General features: G+C 37.2%; 15 protein-coding genes. 1 reads left to right on the plus strand and 14 read right to left on the minus strand.

Features of this window, described 5'->3' with window-relative positions; all coding sequences use genetic code 11:
- The 4 genes from F5ESL0261_RS08535 to F5ESL0261_RS08550 form a co-directional block, all read right to left on the minus strand.
- Positions 1-777, minus strand: coding sequence for a threonine/serine exporter family protein (locus F5ESL0261_RS08535; protein ID WP_122052897.1), 777 nt, complete (start codon positions 775-777; stop codon positions 1-3).
- An 8-nt stretch (positions 778-785) separates the two neighbouring features.
- Positions 786-2333 (minus strand): ABC-F family ATP-binding cassette domain-containing protein, encoded by a 1548-nt coding sequence (locus F5ESL0261_RS08540; protein WP_109586741.1) that lies wholly within the window; start codon positions 2331-2333, stop codon positions 786-788.
- Between the two features lie 94 nt (positions 2334-2427).
- On the minus strand, positions 2428-2802 hold the full coding sequence (locus F5ESL0261_RS08545; RefSeq protein WP_045928615.1) for a hypothetical protein: 375 nt from the start codon (positions 2800-2802) through the stop codon (positions 2428-2430).
- 28 nt (positions 2803-2830) lie between these two features.
- Positions 2831-4015, minus strand: coding sequence for an LCP family protein (locus tag F5ESL0261_RS08550; RefSeq protein WP_122052898.1), 1185 nt, complete (start codon positions 4013-4015; stop codon positions 2831-2833).
- A 147-nt stretch (positions 4016-4162) separates the two neighbouring features.
- On the opposite strand from F5ESL0261_RS08550, the gene pepF reads away from it, so the two are divergent.
- Positions 4163-5968 (plus strand): oligoendopeptidase F, encoded by a 1806-nt coding sequence (pepF, locus tag F5ESL0261_RS08555; protein ID WP_122052899.1) that lies wholly within the window; start codon positions 4163-4165, stop codon positions 5966-5968.
- Between the two features lie 126 nt (positions 5969-6094).
- Here the strand turns inward: pepF and F5ESL0261_RS08560 are convergent, their stop codons facing one another.
- The 10 genes from F5ESL0261_RS08560 to F5ESL0261_RS08605 form a co-directional block, all read right to left on the minus strand.
- Entirely contained in the window at positions 6095-7237 is a 1143-nt protein-coding gene (locus F5ESL0261_RS08560; RefSeq protein ID WP_122052900.1) for an ArgE/DapE family deacylase, read from the minus strand.
- A 14-nt stretch (positions 7238-7251) separates the two neighbouring features.
- Positions 7252-8001: an amino acid ABC transporter ATP-binding protein gene (locus F5ESL0261_RS08565; RefSeq protein ID WP_034978122.1), complete on the minus strand. Its 750-nt coding sequence runs from the start codon at positions 7999-8001 to the stop codon at positions 7252-7254.
- Positions 7994-9490, minus strand: a complete 1497-nt coding sequence (locus F5ESL0261_RS08570) for an ABC transporter substrate-binding protein/permease (protein ID WP_122052901.1) — start codon at positions 9488-9490, stop codon at positions 7994-7996. Before F5ESL0261_RS08570 ends, F5ESL0261_RS08565 begins: the two co-directional genes overlap by 8 nt.
- A gap of 168 nt (positions 9491-9658) precedes the next feature.
- Positions 9659-10888, minus strand: coding sequence for a lactate oxidase (locus F5ESL0261_RS08575; protein ID WP_109586747.1), 1230 nt, complete (start codon positions 10886-10888; stop codon positions 9659-9661).
- 171 nt (positions 10889-11059) lie between these two features.
- Positions 11060-11857: a metal ABC transporter permease gene (locus F5ESL0261_RS08580; RefSeq protein ID WP_122052902.1), complete on the minus strand. Its 798-nt coding sequence runs from the start codon at positions 11855-11857 to the stop codon at positions 11060-11062.
- Positions 11857-12477: an ATP-binding cassette domain-containing protein gene (locus F5ESL0261_RS08585; RefSeq protein ID WP_122052933.1), complete on the minus strand. Its 621-nt coding sequence runs from the start codon at positions 12475-12477 to the stop codon at positions 11857-11859. The genes F5ESL0261_RS08580 and F5ESL0261_RS08585 overlap by 1 nt, the downstream gene beginning before the upstream one ends.
- A gap of 53 nt (positions 12478-12530) precedes the next feature.
- Complete coding sequence (locus tag F5ESL0261_RS08590) at positions 12531-13658, minus strand: SLAP domain-containing protein (protein WP_122052903.1); 1128 nt, start codon at positions 13656-13658, stop codon at positions 12531-12533.
- Positions 13659-13677: 19 nt separating this feature from the next.
- Positions 13678-14577 carry a metal ABC transporter solute-binding protein, Zn/Mn family gene (locus tag F5ESL0261_RS08595; protein ID WP_122052904.1) on the minus strand — a complete coding sequence of 300 codons (900 nt, stop codon included), beginning with the start codon at positions 14575-14577 and terminating at the stop codon, positions 13678-13680.
- Between the two features lie 246 nt (positions 14578-14823).
- Positions 14824-15549, minus strand: coding sequence for an LrgB family protein (locus tag F5ESL0261_RS08600; RefSeq protein WP_034978143.1), 726 nt, complete (start codon positions 15547-15549; stop codon positions 14824-14826).
- On the minus strand, positions 15549-15983 hold the full coding sequence (locus F5ESL0261_RS08605; RefSeq protein ID WP_233560919.1) for a CidA/LrgA family protein: 435 nt from the start codon (positions 15981-15983) through the stop codon (positions 15549-15551). Before F5ESL0261_RS08605 ends, F5ESL0261_RS08600 begins: the two co-directional genes overlap by 1 nt.
- Positions 15984-16139 lie beyond the last annotated feature (156 nt).

Below are 16139 nucleotides of genomic sequence, written 5' to 3' on the forward strand. Positions count from 1 at the left end.
CTAAGCTCCTAAAAATTTTAAGACAATACCAACTCCGCCGCCCAATGCAAATGCTGTAAGCAGAGCCTCACAAATTTTCACCATTCCTGAAAGAATGTCACCTTTAAATAAGTCTCGCAGTGCATTTGTCAAAGCAAGACCCGGAACTAAAGGCATCAGCGCACCAGTTAGAATATGGTCAATAATCATTTGCGGAAAAAGTTGAACTAAACCGGCTGCAATAAGCGTCATAATCAAGGCTGCAACAAGTTCAGCCAAGAATTTAACGTTAGTAAAACGTTTAAAATAATAAAATGAAAGAAATCCAATAGCTCCCACAATAGCCGCAGCAGGAAAATCAATCCAATCATAATTATTCATGAACAATACCATGAGCGTTGCACTTAAAATTGCGGCTCCAATCGTCTGCAGCCATATGGGAAAATTGGGATAATCACCCTTTGCCATCTTGGTAACTTCTTTTTTAACTTCTTGCAAAGTTATTTTTTTATCTGCAAAAGCACGGGACAAAGAATTGATACGGTCAACTAGTTCAAGGTTGATATTGCGCTCATGTACAAGTGTGCTCTGGCAATAGTTACCATGATCCAAGCTCATAAAAACACCCGTTGGTACTACAAAAACACGTGGATCCGGTTCACCAGCACTTTTGGCAATGCGCACCATCGTATCTTCAACCCGATACATTTCGCTTCCGCCTTCAATCATTAATTCACCGACAGTTAAGCAGGTCTCAAGCAAATCTTGGTAAAACAATTCACCTGGTCTAGCATTCATTTTTTACCTCAAAGTTTATTCATAGTCTCAATATCAATAGTTTTATCAACCCAATTGCCTTGGAAAAAATCACGTTCATGGCTAACGATAATTACTCCTCCCGGAAATTTAACGATAGCCTGTCTTAATGCGTCTTTAGAATCCCGGTCCAAATGATTGGTTGGCTCATCCAAAAATAATAAATTTGCCGGTTCAAATAACATTTTTGCCAGTTTGACTTTTTCCTGCTCACCGCCTGATAGCTTTTTCAAAGGGCTCATTGCCTGTTGAGCAGTGACGCCCAATTTTGCCAAAGCCCCTCTTAATTCTTTGGGTTTTGTGCGTTCAAAGTTTTCCTGCAAATATTGCAAAGGCGTCATGTTATTATTTGGCCAAGTTAATTCCTGTTTAAAGTAAGCAATTTTAGCAGTTTCAGACAATTTATAGGTACCAAAAATCGGATCAAGTTGTCCCAGTATGGTTTTTAAAAGCGTTGATTTCCCAATACCATTAAAACCGGTAATAGCAACTTTTTCATTACCTCCAACAGAAAAATTGAACGCTTCTTTGACTAACGCCTGATCATAGCCAATTACTAAATCCTGTGTTTGCAATAAAAGATTGGCTGCTGTAGCCACATAAGGAAATGCAAAGTGAGGTTTATGGTTATTTTTAGGTGGATTCAGTACATCCATTTTTGCAAGTTGCCGAGCACGTGATTTTGCACTTTTTGAACGGGTACCGGCCTTATTTTTGCGAATATAAGCTTCTGTTTTGGCAATTTTACGCTGCTGGTTAGCATAAGCCTTCATATACGTTTCCCGATTAGCTTCTTTTTGACGCATTGCCTGTTTTAAAGTACCTGTATAACGTGTAATTGTGCCGATATCTATATCAATGATACAATTGGCAATTCTGTCTAAAAAGTCATAATCATGGCTAACTACGATAAAAGCACCGGCAAAATTGTTCAAATAGTCAACCAGCCAATCGATATGAGAAACATCAAGATAGTTGGTCGGCTCATCTAGCAGCAACACATCTGGAGTCTGCAAAAGCAACTTAGCCAAAATAATTTTTGACCTTTGACCTCCTGACAATTGACTCACATCATGATCATACCCCAGTTCTGCCAGACCTAATCCAGATGCAACTCGTTCAATTTCGGTATCAATATTATAAAAATTATTTTCTTCCAGGTAGGTTTGCATCTTACCAGCTTTTTCTAATATAGAGCTATCACCCTCAGCTGCATACTTTTCATATAAAGAGTTTAACTCTTTTTCCTTATTATAAAGTGATGCAAAAGCCGTACGTAAAAACTGGCGAATTGTCACCCCTGGTTTCAACTTGGCATACTGATCAAGGTAACCAATTGCAATTTTGTTTTGCCATTTAATTTGTCCATCATCAGGTAATATTTCACCAGTTAAAATTTTAATCAAGGTCGATTTGCCAACCCCATTTTGACCAGTCACGCCCATATGATCTTCTTTGTTAAGTACAAAACTTGCATCTTGATATAAAGTTTTATCTTCAAAACCTTGTCCCAAATTTTTAACTGTTAGTATGCTCATTATGCATCTCCCTAAATATCATTATAAGTTGTACAAAATAAAGTAAAACTATCTTTTGGCTTGGTTTTGCTAATATACACAATAAAAAAGTGGGCTATTTGCCCACCTTTTCGTCATTTTCTTGTTCATATTTCTGCAAGGAATCCAATACTTTAGGCCAATAACGCTTAGGTAAAATCAACTGCAATTTATCATTATATATTGGAAAATCGCTTGCTTTCATGCCAGTAATTTTAGCTAAATCTTTATTAGATAAATGATGTTCACGTGCAATTCGTTTAATTTCAGCAGAAGCATGACCGCGAAACCATGAAAAAGCAAAGAAAAATAAGGCAAATATGCTTGCTGCTAATACAGAAGCAGGTAAATTCCAATGAAATGTGCGTAAACAAATGAATACTATGGCAATAAAAGCAATAAAGGCTGATATTGTACTATAAACAGCTATAAATGCAGATTGCTTACGCATATTTATTATCCTCCTTTACCAAGCACAGTTATTGACCTGCAGAATTATCTCCACTTGTTCCAATTCCTGAGGAATTGCCATTTGACTCATCAGTTACTACTGAACGGTAAATCTGATAATTAGTAAATGGTCTGGGATCTTTCCACTTAATATTATTGTTCTGCTCATTTAACTTATTGAGTTTCGTTTCATCATTATCCAATACTTTTTTATCCAAGTCAAGATTGGTACGTATCTTGTCAGAAGCCTTTTGAAGCTCTTTAGTTGATGCTACCTGAATAGATGCTCCATCAATCCAAGCATCATGCCCCTGAATATAACCACTGGCAATATTCTGGGAACAGCCGCGGTAAGTCAGAGCTAAGGCTAACATATCATTAAACGTAAGATTAGTTTTGACATATTTTGAAAAGATCTTAACCAACTTGCGATAATTGGTAATTGAGTCAACTGAAATAGCTTTATGAACTACAGCAGTGATAACCTGTCTTTGACGCATTTGCCTGCCATAATCACCTCGAGGATCATCATGGCGCATTCTAACATATGCTACAGCATGGCGTCCGTTTAAGTGCTGTTTTCCTTTATGAAAATCACACCAATCATATGAAAACTTGAACGGCACTTTAACGTCAACTCCACCAACAGCGTCAACCAGGCTTTTTAGAGCTTTCATATTTACTTCCACATAGTAATGAATGGGAACACCAATTAAAGCTGAAACAGTTCTCATTGAAGCAGAACTGCCACCAATGCCGTATGCCGAATTAACCCGAAACATATTGTACTTATTTCCAGGATCACCTAAAATATTAGCGAGAGTGTCTCGAGGAATTGAAGTCATTGTCGACTTATTTTTAGCAGGATTTGCTGTTGCCAAAATCAAAGTGTCAGAATTACCTTTATCATGTCGTCCTTCAAGTCCCTGATCAACTCCGAGAATTAAAACAGAAATCGGCTGTCTGTTGGCAATACGAGCAGATGTCGCATAATTTCCACCCTCGCCATCAATTGCACTGTGCAAAGCAAAATACATGTGTGCTACCCAAGCTAAGCCGAAGCTGACACACAAAACAGCTACAATACCACAAATCCGAGCAAAAACGCTGCCTTTAAAGGCTTTAGCAGGTTCTGCCAAAGCAATATTCCGATGAAGATTTAGGGAAGAATGCTTTTTGTGGTAATCTTCTCTGCGTTTTGAATTTGGATTCATTCCTCTATTCAAACCCTTTCGTAGTTTTCCATCTATTATTTTTAACACTTTCAAACATGAATTAAAATAATATCAATTATAATTAATAATATCTTATTTTTTAATCTTTAGTATAATTTAATTAAATAGCTAAAAAGGAGAATTTTTATGTCAATTCCTAAACGTAATGAAGTCCCAGAAAATCTCAAATGGGATTTAACCAGGATATTTAAAACTGATAATGACTGGGAAGATGAATATACACTTGTCAAAAAAGAAATACCAGTTTTAAGCACTTTAAAAGAAAATTTTACCACTTCTGGTGCATCTTTATATAATGGTATTACTCAAATTTTAACAGTTAGTCGGAGACTGGAAAAAGTCTATTCTTATGCTACTCTTGCCAGTGATGTTGATACTGGAAATGCCCATTATTTGAGTTATGTAGCTCAAGTGCAAGGACTTGCAAGCCAGTTTGAAGCCGCTACTTCTTTTATGAATCCAGCAATTTTAAGTCTTTCAGCGGAAAAGTTGAGTGCTTTAGAACGAGAAGAGCCTAAACTCAGCAACTACAAGCATTTGCTTGATCAAATTACGAGGCTGAGACCATATACGCTATCTGCACAAGAAGAAAAGCTAATTGCAGATGCTGGTGATGCTTTATCTGCTTCAGAAAACACTTATAACGTTTTAACCAATTCAGATATGGAATACGGTTATACTCAGGATGATAACGGTGAAATGGTTCAACTTTCCGATGGCTTATACTCATTGCTTATTCAATCCCAAAATCGTGAAGTACGTAAAAATGCTTTTGCTTCCATGTACGCTACTTATGGCCAATTTGAAAATTCCCTGGCAGCAACTCTTTCCGGTGCTGTCAAGGAGCATAACTATAGTGCCCGTGTTCATCATTATCCATCAGCTCGTGAGAGTGCAATGAATGCAAATGGCGTACCATTAGTCGTTTACGATACTTTGATTGATGAAGTCGATGAACACTTAGACCTATTGCATGAATATGTAGCGTTACGCAAACAGATTTTAGGCTTAAAGGATCTGCAAATGTGGGACATGTATGTTCCATTAACTGGTAAACCAGCATTGAGCTATACTTTTGAGCAAGCTAAAGCAGAAGCCAAAAAGGCATTGGCACCATTAGGAGAGGACTATTTAAAGCAGGTCGACTATATTTTTAATAATCGCGTAATTGACGTGGTTGAATCACAGAATAAAGCTACCGGAGCATATTCTGGCGGCTGCTATGATACAGATGCATATGAATTGCTCAATTGGGAGGACAATGTTGATTCATTATACACATTGGTTCATGAAACAGGACACTCAGTCCACAGCATGTATACCAGGCAAAATCAGCCATATGTTTATGGTGATTATCCTATCTTTGTTGCTGAAATAGCTTCTACAACTAATGAAAATATTTTAACAGAATACTTTTTGGCTCATATTACCGATCCTAAAACACGCGCTTTTGTCCTTAATTACTACCTGGACTCTTTCAAAGGAACCTTGTTTAGACAAACGCAGTTTGCTGAATTTGAACAAAAAATTCACGAAATGGATGCAAATGGTGAACCTTTAACTGCCGATCGCTTAGATGATATCTACGGTAAAATTAATCAGCGCTATTACGGTGATGCAGTAGAATCTGGTGGAGAAATTGCTAAAGAATGGGCCAGAGTACCTCATTTTTATTACAACTTCTATGTTTATCAATACGCTACAGGTTTTGCCGCAGCCACTGCCTTAGCAAACAATGTCGTTCATGGATCGACCGAGCAACGAAATGCCTATTTGAACTTTCTAAAAGCTGGCTCTAGTGATTATCCTGCTGAAATCATGAAAAAAGCTGGAGTTGATATGACGAAGCCAGATTATTTAGAAGAAGCTTTTAAAACTTTTGCCAATCGTTTAAGCGAATTTAAGAAAATTATCCAAAATAATTATAATTAATACTTGCATCTTTTAGTTACAAATAATATAACTGGTATGTAAATAATAATTTCTCACATCAAAAGCCACTCCTATTTTTAAGAAGTGGCTTTTTTCTGTTATAAAAATATTAATGATAGTCAAAAATCAGTCTAATGAGTTCCAAAACTGCCTTGCTAATTCTTGGTATAAACGACAGCCATCTAAATAAGCATTTACTTCTATATACTCATTTGGTTCATGATCAGTAGTTCCAGCTCCCGGTCCCAGAATAATAATAGGGAAACCTCCAGCTTGAATATATTCTGATGCATCTGTAGCAGCAGTCCCTGCAACAAATTCACTTGGCCTGCCAATTTCTTGCTCGACAACTTTTTGAGCCATTTTAGCTAATTTTGTCTGAGATTGGTCAGGTAAAGGCACCTCAGGAAAACTATATCTTATTTTTAGCTGAGCGCCATTTTTATTTAAATCAGCAACTATTTGTTCAAGTTCAGTATAAATTTGCTCATTGGGATATATAGGCGTTGTTCTGATATTGCCGGAAAGCCAAGCACTGTCAGGAACAGAATTAATTTGACTGCCACCCTGAATTTGGCTAACCACATGAGTAAAAGAGCCTAAAACCGGATCCTTTTTTTGATGACTGTCCATTAATTGTTGCGCTGCTTGTGCAAACTCAATCAGTGGCATTATAGCATTCTGACCTTTTTCTGGGGTCGAAGAATGAACACAAATACCTTTAGAATAAACGTAATAGTCAATAATACCCTTATGTGTCACACGTACGTCAAAGTTTGAGGGTTCACCAATAACAAGTCCATCCAGGTCAGAAGCATAGCCTTCTTTAGTCAACTGAGCCGCCCCATATTCACCGGTTTCTTCGCCTACAGAAGCTAAAAGTCTAATACGACCGGGCAGTTCTTTCTCACTATCAAGTAAATCAAGCATTGCAACAATCATTGCCGCCAGACCGGATTTCATATCACTCGCACCACGCCCAAATATTTTTCCGTCTTTCAAAACGGGCTTAAATGGGTCTGTATGCCAATTGGTCAAATTCCCAGCTGCAACAACATCTTCATGCCCTGAGAAACCTAACAATGGACCATGATCTCCAATGGTTACTACCAAATTATCTCTGCCGGAAGAATAAGAAAGTCTGTGAATTTCTACTGGATATCCGCTAAACAATGCGGTTACATAATCAGCTATCTGGCTTTCATGATCATTTGCCGAATCTATCGCTAACAAGTCTGTTAATATTTTAATCGCTTGTGTTTCTTCCACTTACTATCTCCCACCTAAGCCTCAAGAACTTTTGCCAAAAAGTCCTGTGCGCGCGGAGTTTGTGGCTGAGCAAAAAATTGCTGTGGTGCAGCTTTTTCTTGAATATAACCGTCAGCCATAAACCATACTTCATCTGCAACATTTTTGGCGAAACCCATTTCATGAGTTACAACTACCATAGTCATCCCTTTTTGTGCTAAATCCTGCATTACTTTCAACACTTCACCCACCATTTCCGGATCAAGCGCTGAAGTTGGTTCGTCAAAGAGCATTACTTCGGGATCCATTGCCAAGGCACGAGCAATGGCAACCCTTTGTTGTTGTCCACCTGAAAGATTGGTTGGAAAGGCTTCTGCTTTATCAGCCAAACCGACCTGATCCAACAATTCCATTCCCTTAGCTTTAGCTTCACTGTCACTCATGCCCTTTACTTTCATAGGCGCTAATTTAATATTTTCAATAATATTCATATGGGGAAACAAATTAAACTGCTGAAAAACCATTCCCATTCTTTCACGCAGTTGATCAAGCTGATCTTCGCTTAAGGCAGTTAACTCCTTATCCTCAAAAATCACTTTGCCAGAAGATGGCTGATCTAATAGGTTCAGACAACGCAAAAAAGTACTTTTGCCAGCACCTGAAGGACCAATTAGACAAATAACCTGACCTTCATTTACCTGAGCATTAATATCCTTTAAAACTTTATTATTGCCAAAATTTTTCTGTAAATGTTCAACTTTAATTACAGGGTTTGCGTTAGTCATGATTCATTTTCCTTTCAAATACCTTCATTAGGCTAGATAAACCAAAAGTAATGATAAAGTATAAGATCATTGTAATTACTAATGGCATTACTCCGCGATAAGTATCGGCCTGGACTACACGTGATTGATAAATCAAATCCTTAACGCCAATTACCGAAACAATGGAACTTTCCTTAATGAGGGAAACAAATTCATTACCTAATGCCGGCCAAATATTTTTCATTGCCTGTGGCATAATAACATAACGCATAGTCGCTGTGCGTGACAGCCCTAAGGAGCGAGATGCTTCAGTCTGTCCCACAGCAATTGAATTAATGCCTGATCGTATTACTTCTGCTACATAAGCTGCAGAGTTAAGAGAAACGGCAATTATACCCGAAAGTAAAGCTGGAATATTTACTACTACTCCCAAGCCAAAGTAAATAAACAGCAGTTGTACCATTAACGGCGTGCCACGAATAAATTCTACATAAGCTGTCGCAATTGAACGTGCAATTTGATTGTGTCCTAAGCGCATAAATGCCAGTATTGCACCTAACAAAAAGCCAAAGAAAACTGATATAGCAGAAATAAGTAAGGTGTAACCAACTCCCGCTATAAAGAAGTCTTTATACGCCCACATCGAATTAGACGCTTTGACTTCCTTTTTTGTCTTACCGGCGGTTAAATATTTTCCAGCTTTGGGTAAATATTCTTTATCTATTAAATCTTTTTGCTTAATCTCCGCTATTGATTTATTTGCAGCTTTAACTAAACTATTGGCTCCTTTATGAAAAGCAACAGAAGTAGCGGATGACTCTGTCTTAAGGCCTGCCGGAATAACCATAATCCCGTCCGTATTTTGAGCAAAAGCTTCGGCTGTCGCCTTGTCAACTGAAACTGCATCAACCTTATGCGTTTTTAATCCTAAAACCAAGTCGTTATCTTTATCCATGGTTTTCAGTTTGACATTTTTGGCTTGATTTTTGATCATTGTGGCCTGCATACTGCCAGTTTGAGCACCAATTGCTTTGCCGGCAAAAGACTTATAATTATGATATTTGCCTTTATCTTCTTTTCTTATCAGTAATTTTTGCTCACTTTTATAATATGGCTGACTAAAGGCAACGCTTTTTGCCCTCTTAGGCGTCGCGTTCATTCCGGCAATGACCATGTCAATTTTACCTGTCTCAAGACCCACTAAAAGAGAGTCAAAGTCCATTGACCGCACAACAAGCTTAACACCCATATCATGGGCAATTTTTTGCCCTATTTCAACATCCATACCAACTATTTTTGATTTGCCCTTAATATTTTTGACAAATTCGTAAGGAGGATAATCTGGACTAGTCCCCATGACTAGTTCACCTTTTTGTTTGACTCTTCGTAGATAATTGTCGGTTCTTTGTTCAGTTTGTCCTTTATCAGCGGCTGCTGCATTCTGGGGTAACAGGGTTAACATTATAAATGCTATCAACAAAGTCTCAAGCAATTTCCACGCTTTCTTCATAATTTTCCTCCATTAATAATTTTATTATTACAATTATAAAGATATAAAAATTAAATTACAACTATTAATTAAAAACAATCATTTTTTAAGCAATAAAAAAAGCTCTGCACATTAGTTAGAGCAGCTAATATATGCAGAGCGATTTGAATACTTAAGCTTTTAAATTAACTATGCTTGAGAAGCACCAGTTACAGCGTCTGAGTCATCTTCTTTTAATTGATTCTCAGCTGTTACAGGATATGGCTTAACTCTTGTAGGATCAGTATTTGACTTCAAGTTGTCGGCAGTGTAATTAATATGAGTAATCTTGGCGTGTTTAACATCTTCAATTGTCTTGCAGCCAGTCAATTGCATATCAATTAATAATTCTTGGTTCAATTGCTCAATAACTGATTGAACGCCCTTAGCGCCACCAAGTGCAAGGCCGTATAAGTATGGACGACCAACACCAACCATATCGGCACCAAGTGCCAAAGCCTTAAAGACATGTGAACCACGACGAACACCTGAGTCAAAGACTATTGGTACACGATGGTTAACAGCTTTAGCAATCTCCGGCAACATATCAATAGTAGCAGGACCGCAATCAACTTCACGACCACCATGGTTAGTGACATAAATACCATCAGCGCCAGCACCCATGGCTAAGTAGGCATCTTCTGCACAAACAACGCCTTTAACAAATACAGGTAAGCCTGACATCTCCTTAATGCGTCTAACATCTTCTGGCCCAATCTTTTGGGCTGAAGAAGCATACATCTGAGCTACAGTTTGGCCTTCACCCTTTGCTCCTTGGTAGCGAGTAAAGAAGTCTAGTGGAACAGGGTAGGCAAACTTAGTTCTGAGGTTAGCTTCACGAAAGCCTGATACCAGGGCATCTACAGTAAGGAAAATGCCCTTGTAGCCAGCTTTTTTAACTGCATCAAAGACCATCTTGTTGAAGCCCCAATCTTTACTGAGGTAAAGTTGGAAGAAACGTGGTGCGTTTGGAGCTGCTGCCGCAATCTCTTCTACACTCTTATTAGCATAAGTACTTGATGCAAACAAGGCTCCAGCTGCTGCTGCACCCTTTTGAGTAGCAATTTCTGCATCTTTGTGGGCGATACCATGGCAGGCAATAGGTGAAATCATTACAGGTGTCTTTAATTTCATACCCATAAATTCAGTATCCAGTTGAGGACTATCCATATTGGTCAAAGCACGTGGGACAATTTGAAAATGATTAAAGGCAGTGGTGTTATTACGCCAGGTCCACTCATTTTCTGAACCTGAAGCAATATAGTAGTATGCACCTTCTGGCATAACTTTCTTTGCACGCTCCTCAAGCTCATCGAGGTTAATCATCTTTAGTGTTTCGTCACGATCACTTTGGGGAAAACCATTATAATATGATGTCATTTTTAAGACTCCTTCTTTATTTAATATTTCCAACTTCTATTATACATGTAAATGCTTACAAAAGTTAGTGAAATTTAAAAATAAATGTTTAAATAACGGGATTCCCACTGTATATTTTTTCACAAAGTAAAGCAAAAATAATAATTAATGTTATTTTTATATTAATAATTACTATAAATTATGCTTAATAATATGAGTGAAGTAGGTAACAAGATAGATCGTAACTTCAATGACAGCAATAAAAAAAGTTACTGGCAGATTCGTAATATAGCCCAAGTATAAGCCAAGCCAGACGCCAATTAATGCAAAAAAGACAGACCAGGCTATCATTGCCGGAATTGTTTTCCCTAAATAGTTTGCAGTGGCTGGTGGTAATGTTAGCAAAATAAAAACTAAAAGTGAACCTACTATTTGAGCACCAATCGATACCGACATCGCCAGAGCAATTAAAAAAATAACACTGACTGCACCAGTTTTTACTCCATGAGCAAGAGCACCAATATGATCAAATGAATCAAAATTTAATGAGCGCTGGATGCTAAAAATCATTAACAGCACAAATACAGACAAAGCTGTTAGCTGGATGACGCCCTGATGATCAACACCAATAATACTGCCAAATAAAATATTCGTAGCATAATTGCTGTTAGCTCCAGAAATGGCAAGAAAAAGTACGCCTAAACCCGTAAACAGGGCTGAAATAGCACTAATTGAGGATTCTTTTTGCTCACTATGAAGTGACAATTCCCCAACACTGATTGAACCCAAGAGAGTGAATAAAAGCATCCCCCACAAAGGTCCAACTCCCAGCCAAACTGCAAATGCAGCACCTGCAAAACCAATTTCGGAAAGCGTGTGTGCCAAAAAACTAAAATTACGTGCGACTACATAAACACCGACAGTGCCACAAGTTATCGCAATAAAAGTACTCGCTAAAAATGCATTACGCATAAAACCATATGCAAACATTATTCATATGCCTCCTTAAATTGGGACATTTCACCATGTTCAATTTGACCATGATTTAAATATAAATAGTTTTGCATATACTTGTGAGCTAATGATATATCATGAGTTACAAACAAAACTGTTATTTTATGCTTTTCATTTAAATGTCTGATCAGCTTCATCAGCTCATCTTTAGCCATAGGATCAAGACTTGCCGTAGCTTCATCTAAAATAATCATATTAGGATTATCAAGCAGGGCTTGTGCTAGATAGGCTCTTTGTTTTTGTCCACCTGAAGCTTCCCCCATACGAGTATTTTTAATTTGATAGAGATTGGTTTCCTCTAACTGCTTTTTTATTGCTTCCTTAGTTTGGCCGTTTTTAATAATCGGTGCATTCAAACCCACAAAAGCCTCAATTGATAATGGATATTCAGCATCAATATTGCGAAACTGCGGTACATAACCCAGACGAACATCGTCTGCAAATGTAAAAGATCCAGAACTAGGAGTCAACATCTTCATTAAAATATTTATTAAGGTAGTCTTTCCAGTACCATTGGGACCTAACAGTGCAGTCAATGAGCCCCTTTTTAACTTGAACTTTAAGTTCTCAAAAACATTATTTTTATCAAATCTCATTGAGAGATTATTAACTTCTAAAATATCAGACAATTTGTATTTTCCTATATTATCTATTTAAAATTGCCCACTTTGACAAATTGATTAACATCAATTGGGTAATATTTACGACCCTTAATCTTAACGCGACCGCCATATGTCCGCACATAATTGCCGCGGTATAACTTGTTTGTACCAACCCGTTTCCCTTTGCCATCGTATAGGTAAGCATTGTGGCTTAATGGACGTAATTTGCCTTCAACGTTGCTGGCAACAACATATTGATTAACACCTATTTGCAAATACTTTCTTTTTTTAATGGTTTGATTGCCATAAATTGTTAACTTGGTACCAGCCTTTTTAGTTGGTAAATCAGTCGCCACACCATTTTCATCATAAACCAATGCATTATGAATTAAGACTTTGGTAGCAACTGGCTTAGGTAGAACAGCCGGCTTTTTAGCAGGTGTTGCAGGTGCTGGTGGAGTTACTGTATCATTATCAACAGGTGCATTATCAGCTGGCGTTCCTTGATCATAATAATATTTAACCAGATCAAAGAAATCATCCATTGAATAACCCCATTTAGCAAAGTAACCATCCGGATCAGTATGATCAGTACCTCCTAAAAAGGTAGACACAGCATGGTGAGACCAAATTGTCCCTTTGCCATCATGAACAGCGTTGTCAGGTTCCAAATTATATCTGTGCAAAATTTGCGCAACATAAATTGCGTCATTATTCACGCCTTTGGCAAAATCAGCCAGATTGTTTTCTTCACACAGTTCTACCTGAACAAAACGGTTGTTAGCAACAGGACCAGCACCCCATACACCGTAATCTGGGCTTGTCATTTGAATGACACCTGTTTTATCCACAAAAGCATGAACATAAGAATAAATATTCATCCATTCACGATTAAAATAAATACATTCATTACGTGCAGTAGCATTGGGTGTTGCAGTTTCGTGAATAACAACGCCTTCAGGCTTGCCATTGCGATAATTAATCGGATTAGCAGCAGAAAAATCGTTATATTTAATCCCTTCTTGCGCTAATACTTGTTCTGCATAAGTTACACCGCTGAAACTATTTTGCTTAGCAGTATCATTAATTGTACTTGCTTGTACTATCGTCGTCTCTGGAGCAGCAACAGTTGCAATGCTCGCTCCTAAAGCTAAAACGGCAATCAATTTCTTCATTTTTAATGCCTCATAATAATCATTTTCGGACTACTTCAGCCAAATCCTGATAACTGTCATTCATCCAGTCAAGATAATTAGTATTATCCGGGATGGTCTCTCTTACTTTTAAGATACGAATATTTTGCTTTTTAGCCAATTTTAGAAAAGTGTCTACTGTAGAACTTGAAGTTTGTTCATTGACCACAAAAAACGCAATTTTCTGCTTCTTAATACCATCAGTCATTTTCTGAACAGCAGCCGGACTCGGATCTGTATTATTTTGAATTGCTTTCTCAAAATCTTTATTTGCGACTTTAATGTTGACAGAACTTAACGCATAGTCAAAAACCGGCTCACTGACATAAACGGGCTTTTCAACGTGATGACTTAATTTAGCAGAAGCCCTTTTAATACGGGCAATTTCAGCTAAATATCTTTTCCCATTTTTTCTGTAATAACGAGCATGCTTAGGATCTTTTTTGCACAAGCTCTTAACTAAGTAATTAACATACTTGGTGGGCATAGTCAAATCAAACCAAATATGTGGATTATCCCCCTTTTTTTTACTCATCAAGTCTTCCCCAACACGAACCGGCTTTTTGTCAACTGAAGAAGCCAATTTATCCATCCAACTGTCGTAACCTAGGCCATTTTCTATTACTATGTCTGCGTTAGATAGAGCCTTGGCATCGTTAGTAGTAGGTTGAAAATCGTGAGGGTCAATTGCAGATTTTTTAATAATTGCTTCTGCTTTGCCATATTTGCCAACTATATTTTGAGCAATGTCAGAATAGACATTCGTCGTCGTCATAATTGATATCTTACTGCTTTTGTGTGACTTTTGTGAACATGCACCTAATGTTAAAAGAACTATGCCTAATAAGGTAACTGCAGCAAATAACTTTCTAAATTTAACAAATTTCAATATTGTTGTCATTCCTTTTCGTATTTAAGTGTAGTTTTTAGGTAATAAGGCAACTTTTTTAATTGCAGTACAAAATAAAAGTTACTTACAATTAATAACCATTATACACTAATTAGGGATTGCTTTAAAAGCCACGCCCTATTATAGTTTTGTTACAATTTCATTGCTTTAAAAAAATAAATTTAAGGTAATCAAAAAGCACGCCATAAATTCGCGTGCTTTCTGAGTAAGTAAACAAAACAACTATAAAATTATAAACTACAACCCAATTAAATGGGCAAAAACTGGAACTAACAGATTATCCACTAAAGCTGTCGCAACAACTGCCACTGCAGCAGTTGCTCCTTGCACAGAGCCCATTTCCAATGCAAAAGCTGAGCCGATAGTATGGCCTGCAGAACCTAAACCCAAGCCTGTTCCCAATGGATCACTATTTAAGTTGAACCACTTAACTAATTGTTTGCCTAAGGCGTAAATTACTACAGCATTAAGTATGCATGCCATTGCTGTAACCGAGGCATTGCCCCCGATAGCTTTTGTTATTGGCATAGCTACTGCAGTAGTAGCAGACTGACTTAGCATTGACTTTATTCCGACAGTATTTAAACCAACTGCTTTAGCGACAAGCGTTATTAAAGCCATTGAAATTAACGTACCGAAAACCAACCCTAAAAGAATAACCAGCCAGTTTTTCTTTACAACATCATTACGCTTATACAATGGTACCGCGAAAGCAATTGTAGCTGGCGTGATGAACCAGAAAATAATATCTCCACCTGGTTTATAAGCTTTAGCATAAACAGTAGCTGTTGAAACATCAAAGCACTTAGCAAGGATAATCAGAATTGCTATTCCCAAAACCATTGCTACAAAGAGTGGTTGAAAAAGGAAAAAACCTTTTGATTTTTTGAACAGCCATTGTCCAGTTAAAAATACAATTAATGACAAGAAAACTCCAAATAATGGATTCGTAATATATTGCATTATTTAACATCCCCTACTTTTTTGTGATTCATAACAGTTAGTTGATTATTAGTTACTTTTCCTATAACCCAACTAAAGAATTTAGTGGTATAAGCAGTTACAACTAACAAAATGATTGTAGAAGCAATTACCACTATAATTAGTTGTATTCCCTGCTCTTTCATAATCTTTAAATTTGCGGCTAAAGAGATTCCAGAGGGAACAAACATGAAACTAATTAGTGAGATTAGTGCACTGCCAAAAGAATCTACCCATTCAACTTTGATTACATGAAAAGTCAATAAAAAATAAAGCAAAACTAACCCTATCACTGGAGTCGGTACGGGAAAAGACTTTGGCATCAAATCAGAAATTACTTGTGCCACAAACAAAATTGCAGCATAAATAAACATTTGTACTAAAATTGGAGCTGATTTTGTTTTTTCTTTTTTCATAAGATCGATTTCCTTTCTCATTTTCAGCTTTCTTGCTTTCAAGTAATAAGATAATAGAAAATATGATTTTTGTAAGCGATTAACTCGTGAATTGCAAAAAATGACCTGTGAACTGCACTAAAGCAAATTCACAAGTCAATATAAATTAGAGAACTA

The sequence above is a fragment of the Lactobacillus sp. ESL0261 genome (assembly GCF_003693025.1).
GTDB lineage: Bacteria > Bacillota > Bacilli > Lactobacillales > Lactobacillaceae > Lactobacillus > Lactobacillus kullabergensis.

What these genes read in the sequence shown, in the direction of transcription:
- F5ESL0261_RS08535 (WP_122052897.1), bottom strand. Translation starts at nt 777, where the DNA reads ATGAATGCTAGACCAGGTGAATTGTTTTACCAAGATTTGCTTGAGACC.
- F5ESL0261_RS08540 (WP_109586741.1), bottom strand. Translation starts at nt 2,333, where the DNA reads ATGAGCATACTAACAGTTAAAAATTTGGGACAAGGTTTTGAAGATAAA.
- F5ESL0261_RS08545 (WP_045928615.1), bottom strand. Translation starts at nt 2,802, where the DNA reads ATGCGTAAGCAATCTGCATTTATAGCTGTTTATAGTACAATATCAGCC.
- F5ESL0261_RS08550 (WP_122052898.1), bottom strand. Translation starts at nt 4,015, where the DNA reads ATGAATCCAAATTCAAAACGCAGAGAAGATTACCACAAAAAGCATTCT.
- pepF (WP_122052899.1), top strand. Translation starts at nt 4,163, where the DNA reads ATGTCAATTCCTAAACGTAATGAAGTCCCAGAAAATCTCAAATGGGAT.
- F5ESL0261_RS08565 (WP_034978122.1), bottom strand. Translation starts at nt 8,001, where the DNA reads ATGACTAACGCAAACCCTGTAATTAAAGTTGAACATTTACAGAAAAAT.
- F5ESL0261_RS08570 (WP_122052901.1), bottom strand. Translation starts at nt 9,490, where the DNA reads ATGAAGAAAGCGTGGAAATTGCTTGAGACTTTGTTGATAGCATTTATA.
- F5ESL0261_RS08575 (WP_109586747.1), bottom strand. Translation starts at nt 10,888, where the DNA reads ATGACATCATATTATAATGGTTTTCCCCAAAGTGATCGTGACGAAACA.
- F5ESL0261_RS08580 (WP_122052902.1), bottom strand. Translation starts at nt 11,857, where the DNA reads ATGTTTGCATATGGTTTTATGCGTAATGCATTTTTAGCGAGTACTTTT.
- F5ESL0261_RS08585 (WP_122052933.1), bottom strand. Translation starts at nt 12,477, where the DNA reads ATGAGATTTGATAAAAATAATGTTTTTGAGAACTTAAAGTTCAAGTTA.
- F5ESL0261_RS08590 (WP_122052903.1), bottom strand. Translation starts at nt 13,658, where the DNA reads ATGAAGAAATTGATTGCCGTTTTAGCTTTAGGAGCGAGCATTGCAACT.
- F5ESL0261_RS08595 (WP_122052904.1), bottom strand. Translation starts at nt 14,577, where the DNA reads ATGACAACAATATTGAAATTTGTTAAATTTAGAAAGTTATTTGCTGCA.
- F5ESL0261_RS08600 (WP_034978143.1), bottom strand. Translation starts at nt 15,549, where the DNA reads ATGCAATATATTACGAATCCATTATTTGGAGTTTTCTTGTCATTAATT.
- F5ESL0261_RS08605 (WP_233560919.1), bottom strand. Translation starts at nt 15,983, where the DNA reads ATGAAAAAAGAAAAAACAAAATCAGCTCCAATTTTAGTACAAATGTTT.